This window comes from Nonomuraea sp. NPDC050404 (assembly GCF_040655495.1).
GTDB lineage: Bacteria > Actinomycetota > Actinomycetes > Streptosporangiales > Streptosporangiaceae > Nonomuraea.
Map to the genome: position 1 here is coordinate 92,983 of NZ_JBFAKB010000041.1, position 15,357 is coordinate 108,339.

Here is a 15,357-nt window from a genome sequence, read left to right on the forward strand (position 1 = left end):
TCCTGCCGGTCTGTCTCGCTGATCTCAGTCGACGCTGCGCAGCAGGCGCTCGATCTCGGCCACCCGGTCCGTCAGCTCGCCGAGCTGCGTGTTCACCCGGTCCTGCTGCTGGGTCATCGCATCCACGGCCGCCCGGTACTCCGCCATGGCCGCCCTGTGGAGCTTGGCCGTGCGGACAAAGGCCACCACGATGCCGATGGTCATGATCGTTATGACGCCGAGGGGGAGGAGTATGTCCTTCATCGATCGCTCTCCTGCACGTTGTCGAGTCCTTCCTGTCCTGCTGCCTCATCCGCGCGAAGAGCGTCGAGAACCGTGTCCACAGTCACGTGGACCTCGAACGGCACCAGTTCGTAGAACTTCATCGCCTTCCCGTTCGGCGACAGTTCCAGCTCACCGGTGATCACGCCTGCCTCCTCCAGCCGCTGGAGGTGCATGTACAGCAGCGGCCGCGATATCCCCAGCCGCCTGGCCAGCTCGCTGACGTGCAGTCGGCCCGTGGCGAGCTCGGCGATGACCTTGAGCCTGAGCGGATGGCCGATCGCCGCCAGCGTGTCCAGCAGCTTCTTGCTTGTCAGTGGCTACCTCGCTTTCACCTGTCAGATTCATCTTACACATGCAAGCCTGTTCTAGACTCGGGGGCATGCACCTCCCCGAGCTCACCGATGAGATCGAGACCATCTCGCGGAACTACGCGCGGCATGTCGGGATAGAGCGCGACGACACCTGGTTCCTGCTCAAGCTCCAGGAGGAGGTCGGCGAGCTGACGCAGGCGTTCCTCATGCTCACGGGCAGGGCCAGGACGAAGGGGCGCACCGGCGAGGAGCTCGACGCCGACTTCAGGGCGGAGCTGGCCGATGTGGTGTGTCACGCGCTGCTGATGGCCCGCCATCACGGGGTGGACCTGGAGGCGGAGATCGCGCGCAAGTGGCTGGCCTGGGCCCGCCCCGAGGAGGCGGGCCCGCAGGCGGCTAGCTGACTACGGTGATGCGGTTGGTGGCGGGCGGGGCGATGGGGTTGTCCTTGCCGAGGTGCTCGACGAAGGCGTCAATGTCCAGCGGCCCGCTCCACAGGTCCGTGCCGTCCCTGAAGGCGAGGAACGCGTCGCCGCCGCCCACCAGGAAGTTGTTGGCCGCGACCCGGACCGTCTGCGTGTCCGTGACGGCCACGCCGTCGATCTTCATGCCGGAGACCTTCGAGCCCCAGGCGGCGCTCTGGCTGTAGGTGTAGGTGAAGTTCGCCGACGGCTGCAGGATCTTGGTGAACGCCTGGTTGTTCGGCCCGCCGGTGAACTGCTGCTCCAGCACCGTCTTGAGCTGGGCCCCGGTCAGCGTGACGACCTGCATGAGGTTGTTGAACGGCTGCACGGTGAACGCCTCGCCGTAGGTGACGACGCCGTCGCCCTCGTTCGCGGGTGAGGTGGCGTGCGTCAGCGGCGCACGTACACCACCGGGGTTCATCAGCGCGATCTGCGCGTTGCCGCCGGTCCTGGTGGCGGCGAGCTGGGCGTCGGCGATCAGGTCGCCGAGGGCGGACTCACCGGACGGGGCGGCCGCGTTGGTGATGTCGGCGCTGATCGTGCCGACCGCCTTGTTGGCGACGGGCGCGACGCGCTCCTTCCAAGTCTGTACGAACGCCGAAATTTCGGGATCGGCGGTGACTGTACGGGTCACGACCTGGTTGTCCGCCACCACCGAGGCGCGGTCGATGTCGCGGCTCCTGACATTTACGTTCATGTCGACCTGCGTGATCACCCGGCCGAACGAGCCACCCTGCGAGTACACGCGGTCGTTGCCCGCCGGGTCCTTGACCTTGCACAGGTACGCCTGGTGCGAGTGGCCGCTCAGGATCAGGTCGATCTCGGCGTCCACCTGCGTGGCGATGCGGTTGCCCGATCCCGGTACGGCGGCGCAGGCGTCCGGCGACTGGCCGGCCGTCACCTGGTCACCCTCGTGCACCAGGACGACCTGGGCCTTGACGCCCACCAGCCTGAGCAGCTTGGAGGCCACGTTCGCGGCCTTGACCTCGTCCACGAACTTGAGGTCCTTGATGCCCTCGCTCGTGACGATGTCCGGCGTCGTCCGGGTGACCAGCCCGATGAAGCCGATCGGCACGCCGTTCATCCACTTGATGCTGACCGGCGGCAGCGCGGGCACGCCCCAGTCGGCCAGGACCTGCTTGACCTTGGGCGAGTTCGAGCCGCCCAGCGCCGCCAGCGCGTCGGTCTTCTCGTTCCGGTTCTTGAACAGGACGTTCGCGCCCACGTAGTCGAACTTGGCGCCCTTCCACTTTCCGGCGGGCGAGCACCCGTCCACCGGGTGGCAGCCGCCGTTCATGATCCGCCGCAGCTCCGTGTAGCCCTCGTCGAACTCGTGGTTGCCGACCGCGGCCACCTTGAGCCCCAGCTTGTCCATGAACTCGATCGACGGCTCGTCGTGGTAGGCCGCGGAGATCAGCGGCGTGGCTCCGATGAGGTCGCCCTGGGCCACCGCGATGGTGTTCCTGTCGGTCCTGGCCTTCATGTGCGCGGCCACGTAGGCGGCGCCGCCGGCGTCGACGGTGTTGCCGTGCTCGTCCACCATGCGGCCGGAGGAGCCGGTCGGAGGCTCGAGGTGGCCGTGGAAGTCGTTGAGCGCGAGCAGCCGGACGGGGACCGTCCTGGGCGCTTTGCTCGCATTGGCCGGGAGCGCGGTCTTGCTCGCGTCGGCCGGGATGGTGGCCTTGCTCGCGTTGGCCGGGATGGTGGCCTTGCTCGCGTTGGCCGGGATGGTGGCCAGCAGGACCGCGCCCGAGGCGACGGCTCCGGCCAGCGCCAGCCGGAGGGGGGAACGAGACATCATGGCCACAGACGTTACGACCGCAACCTATGCAACCAATGTCGCAAAGGTAACGATTTACGGGGCCGTCACATGGCGTTATTTGCCAGTGGGACGCCTAGAGTTCGTTCTGTGAACGTGCGCGTGGAGATCAGGGAACGGCTGGACGACCAGGAGATCGCCGAGGTGCTCGCCTTGGTGGAGGAGGCGACGGAGAGCGACGGCGTCCGTCCGCTGAACGAGCATGTGATGCTGCACCTTCGGTACGGCGGAGACCCGCAGGCCCGCTCCCTGCTGATCTGGAACGGCGCGGCGCTGGCCGGCTACGCGCACGTCGATCCCACCGACGAGGTCGAAGGGCCGAGCGTGGAGCTCGTCATCCGCCCGGCCCAGCGCCGTCAGGGGTACGGGGCGCGCCTGCTCAGCGCGGTCATGGAGCTGACCGACGGCAGGCCCCGGCTGTGGGCGCACGGTGACCACGCGGGCGCCGGGGCGCTGGCCGCCGCCTTCGGCTTCGAGCGCGTGCGTTCCCTGTGGCAGATGCGCCGCTCGTTGTTCGCGCCGCTGGCCGCGTACTCGCTGCCGCCCGGGGTGAGCCTGCGCGCGTTCGTACCCGGTCAGGACGAGGAGTCCTGGCTCAAGGTGAACGCCGCCGCCTTCGCCCACCACCCGGAGCAGGGCGCGTGGACGATGGACGACCTGCTGCGCCGCGAGCAGGAGCCCTGGTTCGACCCGGCGGGCTTCTTCCTGGCCTTCCGCGACGACAAGCTGGCCGGATTCCACTGGACGAAGATCCACGGCTCCTCCGACCACGGCCACGAACCCCTCGGTGAGGTGTACGTGGTCGGCGTGGATCCCGCACAACAGGGGACCGGCCTGGGCAAGTCCCTCACCCTGGCCGGCCTGAGTCACCTGCGCTCGCGCGGCCTCGCCCAGGCGATGCTGTACGTGGACGAGGCCAACACGGCGGCGATCCGGTTGTATGAGTCCCTCGGGTTCAACCGGTGGGACGTGGACGTGATGTACGCGCCGGCGTAGCGGATCCTGTGTGCGTACTCACCCTTCGACGACGGCGTGCAGGATGAAGTAGGACACCGCCGCCACGAGCGCGGCGGCCGGGATGGTCAGGATCCACGCGGTGATGATGTTCCCCGCGACCCCCCACCGCACGGCGCTGAGCCGCTTGGTGGCCCCCACACCCATGATCGCCGAGGTGATCGTGTGCGTGGTGGAGATGGGCGCGCCGAACCCGATGGCGGCACCGTACAACACGGTCGCCGCCGCCGACTCCGCGGCGAAGCCCTGGGGCGGGTCCAGCGCGATGATGCGCCGTCCCAGGGTGCGCATGATGCGCCAGCCGCCCGCGTACGTACCCGCGGAGATCGCCCCGGCGGCGGCCAGGATGACCCACTGCGGGATGGGGTCCGACGGCTGGGCGAACCCGCCGACGGTGAGCGCCAGGAAGATCACACCCATCGTCTTCTGCGCGTCCTGCAACCCGTGCCCGAGCGCCATGGCGGCGGCCGAGACGGTCTGCGCGTAGCGGAAGCCGCGGTTGGTCTTGCCCGGCTGGCTGTTGCGGAAGATCCAATATATTGCGATCATGATCGCCGCGGCGAGGGAGAACCCCACCAGCGGCGACAACACCATCGGAATGACGACCTTTTCGATCACGCCGTCCCAGTGCACCACGCTGGCCGAGGCCAGCGCGGAGCCCACCAGGCCGCCGATGAGGGCGTGACTGGAGGAGGAGGGCAGGCCGAAGTACCAGGTGATCAGGTTCCAGGTGATCGCGCCGATGAGTCCCGCGGCCACGATGACCAGGCCGTGGGAGCCGTCCGGAGCGTCGATGATGCCGCTGCCGACCGTCTGGGCGACCTGGGTGCCCAGGTGGGCGCCGATGAAGTTCATGGCCGCGGCCATGAACAGCGCGGCCCTGGGAGTGAGGGCCCTGGTCGAGACGGAGGTGGCGATCGCGTTGGCCGCGTCGTGGAACCCGTTGGTGTAGTCGAAGATCAGGGCGATGACGACCACGCCGATGACGAGGCCGAGCGTGAGGTCCACTGCTGGGCCTAGCTTTCCTTGACCGCGATCGACTCGACGGTGTTGGCCACGTGCTCGAAGGCGTCGGCCGCCTCTTCGAGCGCGTCGACGACCTCCTTCATCTTCATGACGGTGAGAGCGTCGTACTCACCGCTGAACAGCTTGGCCAGCAGTCGCCTGTAGACCTGGTCGCCCTGGTTCTCAAGGCGGTTGACCTCGATCCAGTACTCGTTGAGGTTCTTCATCGAGCGCAGGCGCGGCATCGCCTCGGCGGTCAGCTCCGCGGCCCGCTCCAGCACCTCCACCTGGCGTACGACGTCCTTGGGCAGGTGGTCGATCTGGTAAAGCACGATCAGGTCGGAGGCCGCCTCCATGGCGTCCATCACGTCGTCGAGGTTCGATGCGAGCCGGTAGATGTCCTCGCGGTCGAAGGGGGTGATGAAGCTCTCGTTGAGCCGGTTCATGATCGCATGGGTGCGTTCGTCACCGGCGTGCTCGCAAGCGCGCATCTTCTCGGCCAGGGCTTCCCTGTCCGAGCCGTCGCTGATGATCTCTACCAGCAGCCGGGATGCCGTGACCAGGTTGTTCGCCGAGTCGGCGAACAGGTCGTAGTAGCTGTCCTCACGAGGCGTGAGACGCAGGCGCACGTCGTTCTCCAGATGTGCGGGGATGGTTCCGTGGAAGAGGGTATGGCTTACCAGGCGAAATGCGAACTTCATGTCCCCTTCGCCTTCTGGCTACCCGGCGTATGTTGTGCAACACCGCTGTTCCGCGTAGTTTTAGGCCCTTTTGCAGCTTGCGCCACCGTCGGCGCAGCTCAGGAGGGCTGAGCGAACGAGCGCCGAACGGAGTGCGTTCACTCCATTATTCCCCTGATGTTCACCTTTTGTTCATCTTTGTTACATCTGCGTGCGATGGAAGTTCCGGAACGAACGGGACGGCGTGGGGCCGCGTTGGCCCTGGTAGCGGGAGCCGTACTTGGCGGATCCGTACGGGTGCTCGGCCGGGGAGGTGAGCCTGAACACACACAACTGCCCGATCTTCATCCCCGGCCACAGCTTGATGGGCAGGGTCGCCACGTTCGACAACTCCAGCGTCACATGCCCGCTGAACCCCGGATCGATGAACCCGGCCGTCGAATGCGTCAGCAACCCGAGCCGCCCCAGCGAACTCTTCCCCTCCAACCGCGAGGCCAGATCGTCGGGCAGGGTGATGACCTCGTACGTGGAGGCCAGCACGAACTCCCCCGGATGCAGGATGAACGGATCGTCCCCTTGGGGCTCCACCATCCGCGTGAGATCCGGTTGCTCGATGGACGGATCGATGTGCGGGTACCGGTGATTCTCAAACACCCGGAAGAAGCGGTCGAGCCGCACGTCGATGCTGGAGGGCTGGATCATCTCCGGATCGAACGGATCCACGGCCAGCCGCCCGGCCTTGATCTCGGCGAGGATGTCACGGTCAGATAGCAACACGCTGAGCAACTTACCGGGCGGCAACAAAGTACGTGGGGCTGGGATTGCTGTTGTGCGCCAAGTTTCCGCTACAGTGGGGGTCGCAACCTTCGGGGTGTGCGCGGGTGTAGTTCAATGGCAGAACATCAGCTTCCCAAGCTGACAGCGCGGGTTCGATTCCCGTCACCCGCTCCAACTGGTGAGGCCCAGGTAGGGACATGAATCCCGACCCGGGCCTTGTTTGTTTCCGGACTTGTTCGATCTTCGCGGGCCATTAACGGGCCATTAGCTCATGATCACCCTGTGGGGACCAGGACACCGGCCGTGCCCTCGTCATCGTCGTCGTCCCGTGCTTCGAGCTGCCGGTCGATGGCGTTCGTGATGGCCTCGTCAGCGCCTCTGACGGCGTGCTGGTAGATCATGGCCGCCCGGACGTTGTCGTGCCCCATGCGCGCCATGAGGTCCTTCAGGCCCACGCCTGACTCTGCGGCCAGCATGTTGCCCGTGTGCCTCAGGTCGTGGAAGTGCAGCCCAGGCAGCCCCATGTCCGTGACGACGTCCACCCACCGGGTACGCGTGTTGAAGCCGCTCCGGCGCATCGGGCCGCCCTTGGCCCCGGGGAACATCAGAGCGTCGGGGCGGTCCTGGACGTACGTGTCCATGTGCTTTTTGAGCATGGGGACGATGCTCTGCGGGATGCCGATCGTCCGGCGTCCGGCCTTGGACTTCGGCGGCCCGAGCACGAGACCACCCGTCGAACGCTCGACGAACGCGACCCGGACGCGGACGGTACGCGTCTTGAGGTCGATGTCCATCCGGCGTAGCGCGCTGACCTCACCCCACCGCAGGCTTGCGAACGTGGCCAGCAGCACCATCGCGCGGAAGCGTCGGTCCTGGGTGGAGCCGGTCCGCTTCTCGGCGGCCATCTTCCACAGCACCCGGTCGGCTTCTGCCCTTGTGAGAAATACCTGTGGGTGAGTACGCATCTCGCCGTGCCGCTGGAAGCGCAGCCGGTACGCGCCCTCCTTGACCTTGCGCACGTTGCCGACAGGACGCACCCCGACTCGCTCGGCCAGCTCGAACACTTGCGAGACGGTGAGCACGGGTCGTTCTTCCGCGTGCTCGTCGCCGGCCCCACGAATGCGGCAGGGGTTGCGCGGGATGATGTCGTCATCTTCGGCGGCGGTCATCAGGACGGCGCGCAGGAGCCGGTACGCCTTGGCCGCCATACCGACCGACATCCCTTTGCCGAGCAGGTCGGCCCGCCACTGCCGAACGGTCGAGGTGGAGATCTTGGCCAGTTGCACGTTGCCGAGATACGGCGCGATGTGCTTCTTGAGCAGCCACCGATAGAGATCCACTGTCCGGGGACGCAGCCCAGGGCGCTGGGTGATCCACGTGTCGGCATAGTCCTTGAGCTTGATCTTGCCGCGCTCTGGATCGTTCCATTCGCCCTTGATGATCGCAGCCTCGATGAGGGACAGCGCCCGCTCAGCGTCGGACTTGCGCTCGTAGGTCTCGGTGCCCGACCTCATCCGCCCGTCTGGTCCCGGGTAGCGGATCTGGTAGCGGCCGGACTCCCGCTGACGGATGCTGCCGAAACGGCGATGGTTGTTCTTGTTCGCCATCAGGCGACCCTCCCGGTTGCGTCGAAGGCCGTCATGGGGGCGACGGTGCCCGCGACGACGAAGGCGATCAGTGCGGATTCACGGATGCGGACGTGCCGCCCGACCTTGACGAACTCGATGCGGCGTTCGGCGATGAGTCGGCGGACGAAGCGAGTCGAGGTGTGCAGCAGCTCGGCTGCTTCGGGGACGGTGAAGAGTTGGTCCAAGGTGTTCCTCTCTTCAGGCAGCCTGCGGATTTGCCGAAAGACTCTGCTCTTCGAGCTGTCTCAGGTGAGCGCGCCAACGCTGCCGTTCGGCGACGGATCGGAGCAGGCGGACGCCCATGGGCGCGAGGTCGGGATCGCCGGCCTTCACCGGTTGCCAGACGTAGCGGTGTGGGTCGGTGGGCTCGTCGGCCTGGCCGAGGGCTTCCAGGACCCAGGTACGGCGGTCCTGCTTGTGCTCGGCCAGCGTCTTGTTGCTCCACTTGCGGGAGACCAGGACGCGACGACCGGCGTAGCCGAGGTGTTCGGGCTTGTGTGCCTTGGAGCGACAGCGGCCGGGAGCCATGCCAGCTTTGGCGCCCTTCGGTTGGACGCCGTACCGCAGCCAGTTGGGGCAGGTGGGGGAGCACGGCTCGAATCGGAGGGCTTCGACGAAGCGGGCCGCGTGGTCTCGTTGGGTCTGGTTGTCGAGCCCTTCGCTGAGGCTCTTCGTCAGGTACTTGGACAGGTAGCGGATGCATTGGTCGGAGTCCTGGGTGCCCCCGAGCACGCCCTTGACGTCCACCTGATCGCCGAAGCGGATCACATGGAGCGGTTGGGCGTCCTCGTCGGCGTCGAGCTGGTCGAGCGCTTCGTCCCAGGTGGGCAGGACCTCTCCGGTGTCGGGGTCGAGGTAGCCGGCCCCTTGCTCCCAGACCGGTAGATGCTCGCCCTCGAACACCGGCTCGTCGGCCTGTGGCCACCACACTTGGTGGTACGTCGCGGCCGCTATCTGCTTGATCTCGGCACGTGGCAGGGTGCCCCGGACGGCCATGTGCAGGTGGGGAGCAAGGCGCTTCTGCGGTTCCACGGTCGCGAAGTACTGCACGTCGTAGCCCGCCACGCGGCGAAGGTTCTGAACGAAGCGATCGACGAGCTTGGAGAAGTGCAGGGCGTCACGAGCGGCCCGCGCGTAGTCGTAGGTGTCCGGATCGATGGGCGCGCCGTCACGTACCTTGCCGTAGCTCGGAAGGGTGAGGGTGACGAACAATGAGGGGCGGTAGGTCCGGCCGTCCGGGGCCTCGAAGGTCCGGCCCAGAGTGGTGGGCGTCATCTTCCGCTTGGGCAGGTCTGGGGCATCCTGACGTCGCCTCGTCGAGCGCGAGCGCTTGGGTGTGGTGCGGCCAAGAACGTTGCCACGCATGCCCGCTTCGTTGATCTCGGCGTCCAGCCCCTCGATGACGGCGTCCAGGTCGCTGGTGTCGTCGCCGAGACGATCGGCCACGTCTCGTTGCGCCTGAACGTCGGAGCGGAACTCGACGAGCCAACGCTGTTCGTCGTTCGCCTCGTTCGGCGTGATCGTGGGTTCCTCGTCGAGGTGCCAGCCTTCCCGGCACTGAGCCATGCGTAGCTGCCGATTGCGCTTCGCGCACGGAGGACACTGCGCCTCCATGGTCGTGCCGCAGGGGGCGTCAATGATCTCCCATTGTCCTGTGACGACGTCAAGCCGCTTGAGCGGGACGGGCCGGATGCAGACGCCGTTCTGCTTGGCAACCTCTACCACGACATCCCGGGCAGCGGGCATGGCGAGCCGCACCGTGCGGGGAAGAGCGCGATCGTTCGGATTGGTCATTCGGGCCTCCCTTCGTCGGTGATGGTGAGGGCGGTCTGGCCGCACTCGGAGCACTCGACCAGGGCGCGGACCGGATCGAGCCGGAGAACGTTGAGGGTGTGGCAGGTGGCGCAGCGAAGGCCGTTGAGGAGGTGGACGAGCGTCATGCGGCCTCCCCGAACTGGGCGACCATGGCGCGGATGTCGGTGTCGGAGACGTAGGCGGCGCGGACCCGGATGGGTTCGGGTGAGGTCTCCAGTCGCATGTAGGCGACGCCGGCCCCTTGCTCGGGGATAGGTGAGATGTGGTCGGCGAGTGCGCCCCGGTCGCGTGCGCCGTCGCCGAGGACCATGTCCACCTGCTCGGACTCATCGAGCCGCAGCGCGATCTTGTCGGGGAACAGGTTGCGGATGTTCATGACCTCCTTGCGCGGGTCCTGGAGTGCGGCCATGACGCCGACGCCGACCGAGCGGCCTTGGGTGGCGAGCGTGGCCAGGGCAGCGGAGATGCGCTGCCTCAGTTGCCGGTCGGGCTGGTAGGCGGTCAGGAACGCGACCTCATCGACGAGGACCAGGACGAACGGGTCCTCGATCGTTGGGACGTGGGAGCGCTGGAGACCGGCGAAGCGGGCGGCGCGCTTCTGCATGACGCTGACCGCCTCGTCGAGGAGATCGGCGCAGTCTGCGGGATCGGCGGCGTAGCGGCCTTGGAACAGCTCGCGTCCGAAGGACAGCTCCATCAGCTTGGGATCGAGTGCCCAGACTTCGGCCAGGCCCGCCCGGATGGCGGGGAGCAAGCCGCGGATGGTGTCCCATAGGAAGGAGCCCTTGCCTGCTCCGGTCGCGCCCGCGATCAGGACGTGGGTTCCGTGCACTTTGAGCTTCAGTGGTCGGCCGTCCTCCTGCTTGCCGATCTCGACCGGTCCCACGGTTGGTTGGTCGGGAACGGGTAGCGCGGGGATCGGCGTGGCCAAGGGGTCGCGGCGCGGGAAGATGAGCAGCAGTCTGCCGCCCTTGATGAGCGCTACCCGGCAGGAGGTGACGCCGAAGCCGTGCGCGAGGTTCTCGATGCGGTCGGACCAGTCCTTGACTGCTTGCCCGCGCAGCATGCGTACGGTGATGCGGTCGGCCCAGCCGTCGCACTGGACGCGGACGAGCCAGGGCAGGTAAGTACGTCCGTTGACCCGTTTGCCGAGGCCGGAGACGTCCATGACGGACTGCCAGTGACGGCGGTAGACCGACATGAGCCGCCACCAGGCCAGCAGTCGCCAGCCGACGAGCCGGGCGAAGGACGGCCGGTCGATGAAGGCCCAGGCGGTCAGGCTCAGCGTGACGATCCCGAACAGGGACACCGCCAGCGGCCAGCCGTACTGGTACCAGGTGAAGCCGAGGGCAGCGGGTACGGCCGTCGCTACGGGGTGCCGCCAGATCGTCCGGACCAGGGCGACGAGGAAGCGGTAGAGGTAGATGACCAGGGTGATGAGGGCGGGCGTGCGGACGACGGCCGGTTGGAAGACGACGGCGGTGTCCGGGCTGGTGGTGACGAGGTTGCGCGCCTCGTCACCAGGAAGCCGTTTGAACATTAGGCTGAAGACCTCTCGTGATGTGTGTCAGGGGAGATGAGGGGCCGCCGGAAGGACCAGTTCCAGCGGCCCCGCTTGCTTGTCAGGCCGCCGCCTGCTGTTCGGCGTGCAGGCGCTCGCAGTCGGTGAGGAAGGCCGTTGCCGCGTCGCGCAGGTGGCGGGCGAAGGTGACGTGCTCGTCGGTGATCTCGGCCGTGTTCGTGGTGCCGATGGTGACGTCCGCAGCGCCGTGCGTGATGGTGATGAAGGCGTGGGAACGCTCGTTGGCCGGGAAGTACTTCACCTCGGCCAGGGCGTCCGGGTAGATCGAGACCCCGATGTGGGGCTGCTCGTCGGGCTGGACGCGGATGACGGTGTAGCTGTAGCCGTCGTTCATGCGGCGACCTCCTTGCTGTTGCTGGCGGACTTGACGTTGGTGCGCGGGGCGAGCATCTGCCGTGCCTTGATCGAGTAGGCGAGCCGCCCGGCCCCGTTGACGTACGGGGTGACGGTCATGCCGTCGAACTCGACCGGCGTGAACGGCAGCCCCGCGACGGGAGCCGGGGCGACCGGCTGTGTGGGGCTGAGGATCTTGACGGCCACGGTCTTCTGAGCGGCCTTGAGCGACGGGTCGGCGTCCATGACGGGGATCTGCCAGACGAGTTCCGCCGTCTGCTTGTCCCGCGCTTGGACGAACCGGCCGTTCGTGGAGGCCTCGAAGTCCTTGACCGGCTCGACCTCCCCGACGCTGTAGCAGCCGTGCGGGAAGACCTGGGCGAACGTGACGGGGATGGGGCCTTGGATTGCCATGTTGCATCACTCCCTCTCTTGAGCGGTCAGCCATCTTGACTGACCAAGTTGTAAGCCCATTAAGCACGAAGCCCACTTGGCCAGTCAAGTGCACCAAGCGGGCTTCGTGAGGAAGTTGGAACTCCGGCTACCGAATTGGGTAGGCATCCTCCAATTCGTGCCGGTCACCAGGCAGAATAGACTCGACCACCACCCATGGCTTGCCGGTCGCGTCGCACGCCACGGCATAGACGGCCAGCAGCGCAGCCGAACTCTTGACGCCGAGCAGCGAGCACTCCTCCTTGGTCGGGTTGCGCGCGGTGGCGTGCTCGATGATGTGATCCAGCGCTGCGCCGGCCGCACTCTCCACGTAGCGCCGAAGACCCTGCTTCAACTCCTCCGACTCGGCCAGCGCTGTGCCTTGCGCCGTCTCGACCGGTAGCCAGGTGGAGGAGATCTCGGTCGGCTCGTTGTCGTGCTCGATGAGCGAGCGCCGCAGCATGACCGGCGACTTGGGCTTGAGCGCCAGATAGGACGCGATCCGGTTGGGCGCCTCGACCTCCCCGGTCACCAGCAATCGGCTGGAGACCTGCACTTCCTTGCGGTCGAGGAGTTCCCGCCCGGCCCGCGCCTGCTGGCTGGTGGGGATGGCGGGTCGCCCGCGCACGAAGCGGCCCTTGCCTTGATGGGTGACGATCCAGCCCTGATCCCGCAGGACGCCGAGGGCCTTGACCACGGTCGGGCGCGCCATCGCGAATTCGGCCATGAGCTGGTGTTCACTGGGCAGCGGGGAGCCGGGCGGATACTCGCCCGAGTCGATGCGCCGCTCCAGTTCCGCGATCAGTTGCGCGTACTTCGGAGGTGTGTATTCAAATGACATCAGGGCTCCACATTCAACATGCCTGTCTAGCCAAGCAGGCTATCAGCGCATGCTGCTTGAGCAACCCCTTCCGCCGACAGATAGGCCTACCCCCGACAAGAGGACGGCGGTGCGGGACGCTCTCGTCAACCGCACCGCCGTCCTCCCTCTGCTCAGACGACGTGGCCCTTCAGCAGCGCCCTCCAGACCTCCTCAGCCTTCCTGACGGGCCACTGGTAGGTCTCGTGGATCACTTCGCCGTCTTCGGTGCGCAGGATCCGGCGAATGTGCGACTGCCCGCCCAGGCGGCACAGCTCGTACGAGGTCGCATGGAACGGGCACGTCCAGGCCGCCACCCGGACACGCTCGTTACGCGCAGGCCGCTCTTGCCAGACCAACTGCATGTGCCCTCCCTGAGCGTCCTTGACGTGCGGACTCATACAGTCCGTGATGATCTCCACTACTCCGCCCGCTTCCTTCCGACTCCGGAACACTCGAAGCAGTCCACGCGGACAAGTTCGACCGCCGTACCGTCGATGCGACGCAACGCGTCCATGCGGCTCTTGCGCACATAGCGCCATCCCGTCGCTCGGCAGGCCCGGCACCTCTCACTTGTTGGCCGATCGCTTCGAGTCATGGGACAAGCGTGTTCACCTGCGACAAGGCAACCCATCCCGAGCCGGAATCCTGAGCCGGGATCAGCGATATCCCTTGACGGGATAACTGCGAGGCGTGAGCGTGGAGTCACCGGCAGTCCAAGGACGCAAGGGGAAACGGCACATGCCCGCAGACGGGGCCGAACCGGTCGTCATACCGACCGACCTGTGGCAACGCCCCGAAATGCACGCCGCCCTCACAAATCGCGACATCGGCCACCTCTTCCGGCTCGTCCGCCAGTACGCAGGCATCAGCCAGACCCGCATCGGCGTCGCCGTGGGCTTCAGCCAGGGCAAAGTCAGCGAGTACATGAAGAACAAGGCCCAAGTCACCGCACTCGACGTCTTCGAGCGCATTGCCGAGGGCCTGGGCATGCCCGACCCCGCCCGCATGATCCTGGGCCTGGCCCCCCGCGTCCTCACCGGCGTGACTCTCCCCGCGACACCCATCCCGGCGAGGGATGGAACACCAGCAAGCAGCCTTCTTAGCGTGGAACAAGTAGTCATCGGCTCGCGCCAGAGCGACGACGCTTGCGACGTTGACATGCTGACGCTGGCCTGGATCGTGGGAAGGCTGGATGGCCACATGGACCGCCGAACGATGCTGCTCCTCGCAGCCGGACTGACCGCCGAAAGCGCCGCCACCATCGCCAACCCCTGGGAACGCCTCACCCTGGCCCTCTCCGGCAGCCGCGCCGACCAAGAAGACACCGTCGAACGCTTCGAAGCCCGCACGATCGGCTTCCACCGCCTTGAAGAGACCATGCCCGCCCGCAGCCTCTACCAGGGCCTCACCGCCCACCTCAACGAACTGAGCACTCTGCTCCAGGCTGGACTTCCCGACCGCCTACGCCGCCGGTTGGCCGCGACGACGGGTGAGGCAGCGGTCCTGGCCTCCTGGATCGCCTGGGAGATCAAGCAACAGGGGCAGTCCGCCGCGTTCGACCGCATCGCCGCCCTGGCAGCACAGCAGAGCGGGCATCCGATCATCCAAGCATGCGCGTATGCCTACCGCTCCTATGCCACCCGAGGCGCCCCCGCCGTGCAGAACATCCGCCTGGCCCAGCAGTACCTACCGGCCGAAGGAGACAACGCCACCCGCGCCTGGCTCCTGGCCCGCGAGGCCGAAGAACTCGCCGGCCTCGGCGACCGGCAGGCACTCACCCGACTGGAGCAGGCAAGGGATGCCTACGGCGACGCGCGGCCTCAGCGCGAACGGGCGTGGACCCGCTTCTTGGACCCCGGCCGGATGGCCGCCTACCGGCTCTCGACCTACGTCAACCTCGGCGACGAACACCGCGTCATCGACGAAGGCCAAGCCGCCCTCAACGCCCTCTCCCACGAGACCGACCACAAGAAGATCGCCGCCGTCCACGCCGACATCGCCGCCGCCCAACTCCGCATCGGCGACCTCAACGAAGGCCTCACCAGCGGACGCCTGGCCTTGGAAACCGCCCAACGCACCGAATCCCGCTGGGCCTTCCAACAACTCGCCGGAGTAGAGAACGCCCTCAGTGGCAAGCGCGACGCCTCGGCCCGCGAACTTCTGGCCGCCATCAACTCAGCGCACCGAAGCCTGAGCCAACCGTCTGCCTGATCAGCTCAAAGACGCAGCCGCTGTCTGCTGTCGTGTCTGCGCACTGCCGAATTGTTCTTGTAGGTATCAAGCGGCGGCGCGGCGCGCCGCCGTACCCCCGGCCCTCCGCCCGCCCGCCGTCCGGGCGTGCGGCCTGGGGGCCGGTCCCGGACGGCGGCGG

Annotated in this window: 18 protein-coding genes, 1 tRNA gene and 1 pseudogene; 4 read left to right on the forward strand and 16 right to left on the reverse strand. The window is 67.0% G+C overall.

Going from position 1 to position 15,357, the window contains the following annotated elements:
• Positions 1–24 precede the first annotated feature (24 nt).
• The 3 genes and pseudogenes from AB0I81_RS57970 to AB0I81_RS57980 all read right to left on the reverse strand — a co-directional run.
• Complete coding sequence (locus AB0I81_RS57970; RefSeq protein WP_360677898.1) at positions 25–243, reverse strand: hypothetical protein; 219 nt, start codon at positions 241–243, stop codon at positions 25–27.
• Positions 240–407 (reverse strand): hypothetical protein, encoded by a 168-nt coding sequence (locus AB0I81_RS57975; RefSeq protein WP_360677900.1) that lies wholly within the window; start codon positions 405–407, stop codon positions 240–242. The genes AB0I81_RS57970 and AB0I81_RS57975 overlap by 4 nt, the downstream gene beginning before the upstream one ends.
• Positions 408–578, reverse strand: a pseudogene (locus AB0I81_RS57980) (winged helix-turn-helix domain-containing protein); the annotation flags it as partial.
• 65 nt (positions 579–643) lie between these two features.
• Between AB0I81_RS57980 and AB0I81_RS57985 the strand changes: the two are divergent.
• A complete protein-coding gene (locus AB0I81_RS57985; protein WP_360677902.1) occupies positions 644–979 on the forward strand; it encodes a pyrophosphatase in 336 nt (111 codons plus the stop codon).
• Here the strand turns inward: AB0I81_RS57985 and AB0I81_RS57990 are convergent.
• Positions 972–2,840 (reverse strand): bifunctional metallophosphatase/5'-nucleotidase, encoded by a 1,869-nt coding sequence (locus AB0I81_RS57990; RefSeq protein ID WP_360677904.1) that lies wholly within the window; start codon positions 2,838–2,840, stop codon positions 972–974. The genes AB0I81_RS57985 and AB0I81_RS57990 overlap by 8 nt on opposite strands.
• A 108-nt stretch (positions 2,841–2,948) precedes the next feature.
• Between AB0I81_RS57990 and mshD the strand changes: the two genes are divergently transcribed.
• Positions 2,949–3,854 carry a mycothiol synthase gene (mshD, locus tag AB0I81_RS57995; RefSeq protein WP_360677906.1) on the forward strand — a complete coding sequence of 302 codons (906 nt, stop codon included), beginning with the start codon at positions 2,949–2,951 and terminating at the stop codon, positions 3,852–3,854.
• An 18-nt stretch (positions 3,855–3,872) separates the two neighbouring features.
• Here mshD and AB0I81_RS58000 read toward each other — a convergent pair whose 3' ends face one another.
• From AB0I81_RS58000 to dcd, 3 genes are all read right to left on the reverse strand, one after another.
• Positions 3,873–4,880 carry an inorganic phosphate transporter gene (locus AB0I81_RS58000; RefSeq protein ID WP_360677908.1) on the reverse strand — a complete coding sequence of 336 codons (1,008 nt, stop codon included), beginning with the start codon at positions 4,878–4,880 and terminating at the stop codon, positions 3,873–3,875.
• 8 nt (positions 4,881–4,888) lie between these two features.
• Positions 4,889–5,506, reverse strand: a complete 618-nt coding sequence (locus tag AB0I81_RS58005) for a DUF47 family protein (protein WP_106243913.1) — start codon at positions 5,504–5,506, stop codon at positions 4,889–4,891.
• A gap of 252 nt (positions 5,507–5,758) precedes the next feature.
• On the reverse strand, positions 5,759–6,334 hold the full coding sequence (dcd, locus tag AB0I81_RS58010; RefSeq protein ID WP_360677910.1) for a dCTP deaminase: 576 nt from the start codon (positions 6,332–6,334) through the stop codon (positions 5,759–5,761).
• Positions 6,335–6,434: 100 nt separating this feature from the next.
• On the opposite strand from dcd, the gene AB0I81_RS58015 reads away from it, so the two are divergent.
• Positions 6,435–6,508, forward strand: a tRNA-Gly gene (locus AB0I81_RS58015).
• A 101-nt stretch (positions 6,509–6,609) separates the two neighbouring features.
• Here AB0I81_RS58015 and AB0I81_RS58020 read toward each other — a convergent pair.
• The 9 genes from AB0I81_RS58020 to AB0I81_RS58060 all read right to left on the reverse strand — a co-directional run bounded on the left by AB0I81_RS58020 (position 6,610) and on the right by AB0I81_RS58060 (position 13,348).
• Entirely contained in the window at positions 6,610–7,941 is a 1,332-nt protein-coding gene (locus AB0I81_RS58020) for a site-specific integrase (protein WP_360677912.1), read from the reverse strand.
• Positions 7,941–8,147, reverse strand: a complete 207-nt coding sequence (locus AB0I81_RS58025; RefSeq protein WP_360677914.1) for a helix-turn-helix domain-containing protein — start codon at positions 8,145–8,147, stop codon at positions 7,941–7,943. The genes AB0I81_RS58020 and AB0I81_RS58025 overlap by 1 nt, the downstream gene beginning before the upstream one ends.
• A gap of 13 nt (positions 8,148–8,160) precedes the next feature.
• Complete coding sequence (locus tag AB0I81_RS58030) at positions 8,161–9,756, reverse strand: replication initiator (RefSeq protein WP_360677916.1); 1,596 nt, start codon at positions 9,754–9,756, stop codon at positions 8,161–8,163.
• Positions 9,753–9,902: a hypothetical protein gene (locus tag AB0I81_RS58035; RefSeq protein WP_360677918.1), complete on the reverse strand. Its 150-nt coding sequence runs from the start codon at positions 9,900–9,902 to the stop codon at positions 9,753–9,755. The genes AB0I81_RS58030 and AB0I81_RS58035 overlap by 4 nt, the downstream gene beginning before the upstream one ends.
• The gene (locus AB0I81_RS58040; RefSeq protein ID WP_360677920.1) at positions 9,899–11,317 is read right to left on the reverse strand and encodes an FtsK/SpoIIIE domain-containing protein; all 1,419 of its coding nucleotides are present in this window, start codon (positions 11,315–11,317) and stop codon (positions 9,899–9,901) included. The genes AB0I81_RS58035 and AB0I81_RS58040 overlap by 4 nt, the downstream gene beginning before the upstream one ends.
• An 82-nt stretch (positions 11,318–11,399) precedes the next feature.
• Positions 11,400–11,693, reverse strand: a complete 294-nt coding sequence (locus tag AB0I81_RS58045; protein ID WP_360677921.1) for a hypothetical protein — start codon at positions 11,691–11,693, stop codon at positions 11,400–11,402.
• Positions 11,690–12,106, reverse strand: coding sequence for a plasmid replication, integration and excision activator (locus AB0I81_RS58050; RefSeq protein WP_360677923.1), 417 nt, complete (start codon positions 12,104–12,106; stop codon positions 11,690–11,692). Before AB0I81_RS58050 ends, AB0I81_RS58045 begins: the two co-directional genes overlap by 4 nt.
• Before the next feature lie 127 nt (positions 12,107–12,233).
• On the reverse strand, positions 12,234–12,965 hold the full coding sequence (locus tag AB0I81_RS58055; protein ID WP_360677925.1) for a GntR family transcriptional regulator: 732 nt from the start codon (positions 12,963–12,965) through the stop codon (positions 12,234–12,236).
• 152 nt (positions 12,966–13,117) lie between these two features.
• The gene (locus AB0I81_RS58060) at positions 13,118–13,348 is read right to left on the reverse strand and encodes a hypothetical protein (protein ID WP_360677927.1); all 231 of its coding nucleotides are present in this window, start codon (positions 13,346–13,348) and stop codon (positions 13,118–13,120) included.
• Positions 13,349–13,724: 376 nt separating this feature from the next.
• Here AB0I81_RS58060 and AB0I81_RS58065 point away from each other — a divergent pair, with 376 nt between their 5' ends.
• Positions 13,725–15,197 carry a helix-turn-helix domain-containing protein gene (locus AB0I81_RS58065; protein WP_360677929.1) on the forward strand — a complete coding sequence of 491 codons (1,473 nt, stop codon included), beginning with the start codon at positions 13,725–13,727 and terminating at the stop codon, positions 15,195–15,197.
• Positions 15,198–15,357: the final 160 nt, after the last annotated feature.

Coding starts and splice junctions, on each gene's coding strand:
- AB0I81_RS58040 (WP_360677920.1), bottom strand. CDS start 11,317: ATGTTCAAACGGCTTCCTGGTGACGAGGCGCGCAACCTCGTCACCACC.
- AB0I81_RS57985 (WP_360677902.1), top strand. CDS start 644: ATGCACCTCCCCGAGCTCACCGATGAGATCGAGACCATCTCGCGGAAC.
- AB0I81_RS58065 (WP_360677929.1), top strand. CDS start 13,725: ATGCCCGCAGACGGGGCCGAACCGGTCGTCATACCGACCGACCTGTGG.
- AB0I81_RS58030 (WP_360677916.1), bottom strand. CDS start 9,756: ATGACCAATCCGAACGATCGCGCTCTTCCCCGCACGGTGCGGCTCGCC.
- AB0I81_RS57970 (WP_360677898.1), bottom strand. CDS start 243: ATGAAGGACATACTCCTCCCCCTCGGCGTCATAACGATCATGACCATC.
- AB0I81_RS58050 (WP_360677923.1), bottom strand. CDS start 12,106: ATGGCAATCCAAGGCCCCATCCCCGTCACGTTCGCCCAGGTCTTCCCG.
- AB0I81_RS58020 (WP_360677912.1), bottom strand. CDS start 7,941: ATGGCGAACAAGAACAACCATCGCCGTTTCGGCAGCATCCGTCAGCGG.
- AB0I81_RS58060 (WP_360677927.1), bottom strand. CDS start 13,348: ATGCAGTTGGTCTGGCAAGAGCGGCCTGCGCGTAACGAGCGTGTCCGG.
- AB0I81_RS58035 (WP_360677918.1), bottom strand. CDS start 9,902: ATGACGCTCGTCCACCTCCTCAACGGCCTTCGCTGCGCCACCTGCCAC.
- AB0I81_RS58055 (WP_360677925.1), bottom strand. CDS start 12,965: ATGTCATTTGAATACACACCTCCGAAGTACGCGCAACTGATCGCGGAA.
- AB0I81_RS57990 (WP_360677904.1), bottom strand. CDS start 2,840: ATGATGTCTCGTTCCCCCCTCCGGCTGGCGCTGGCCGGAGCCGTCGCC.
- AB0I81_RS58045 (WP_360677921.1), bottom strand. CDS start 11,693: ATGAACGACGGCTACAGCTACACCGTCATCCGCGTCCAGCCCGACGAG.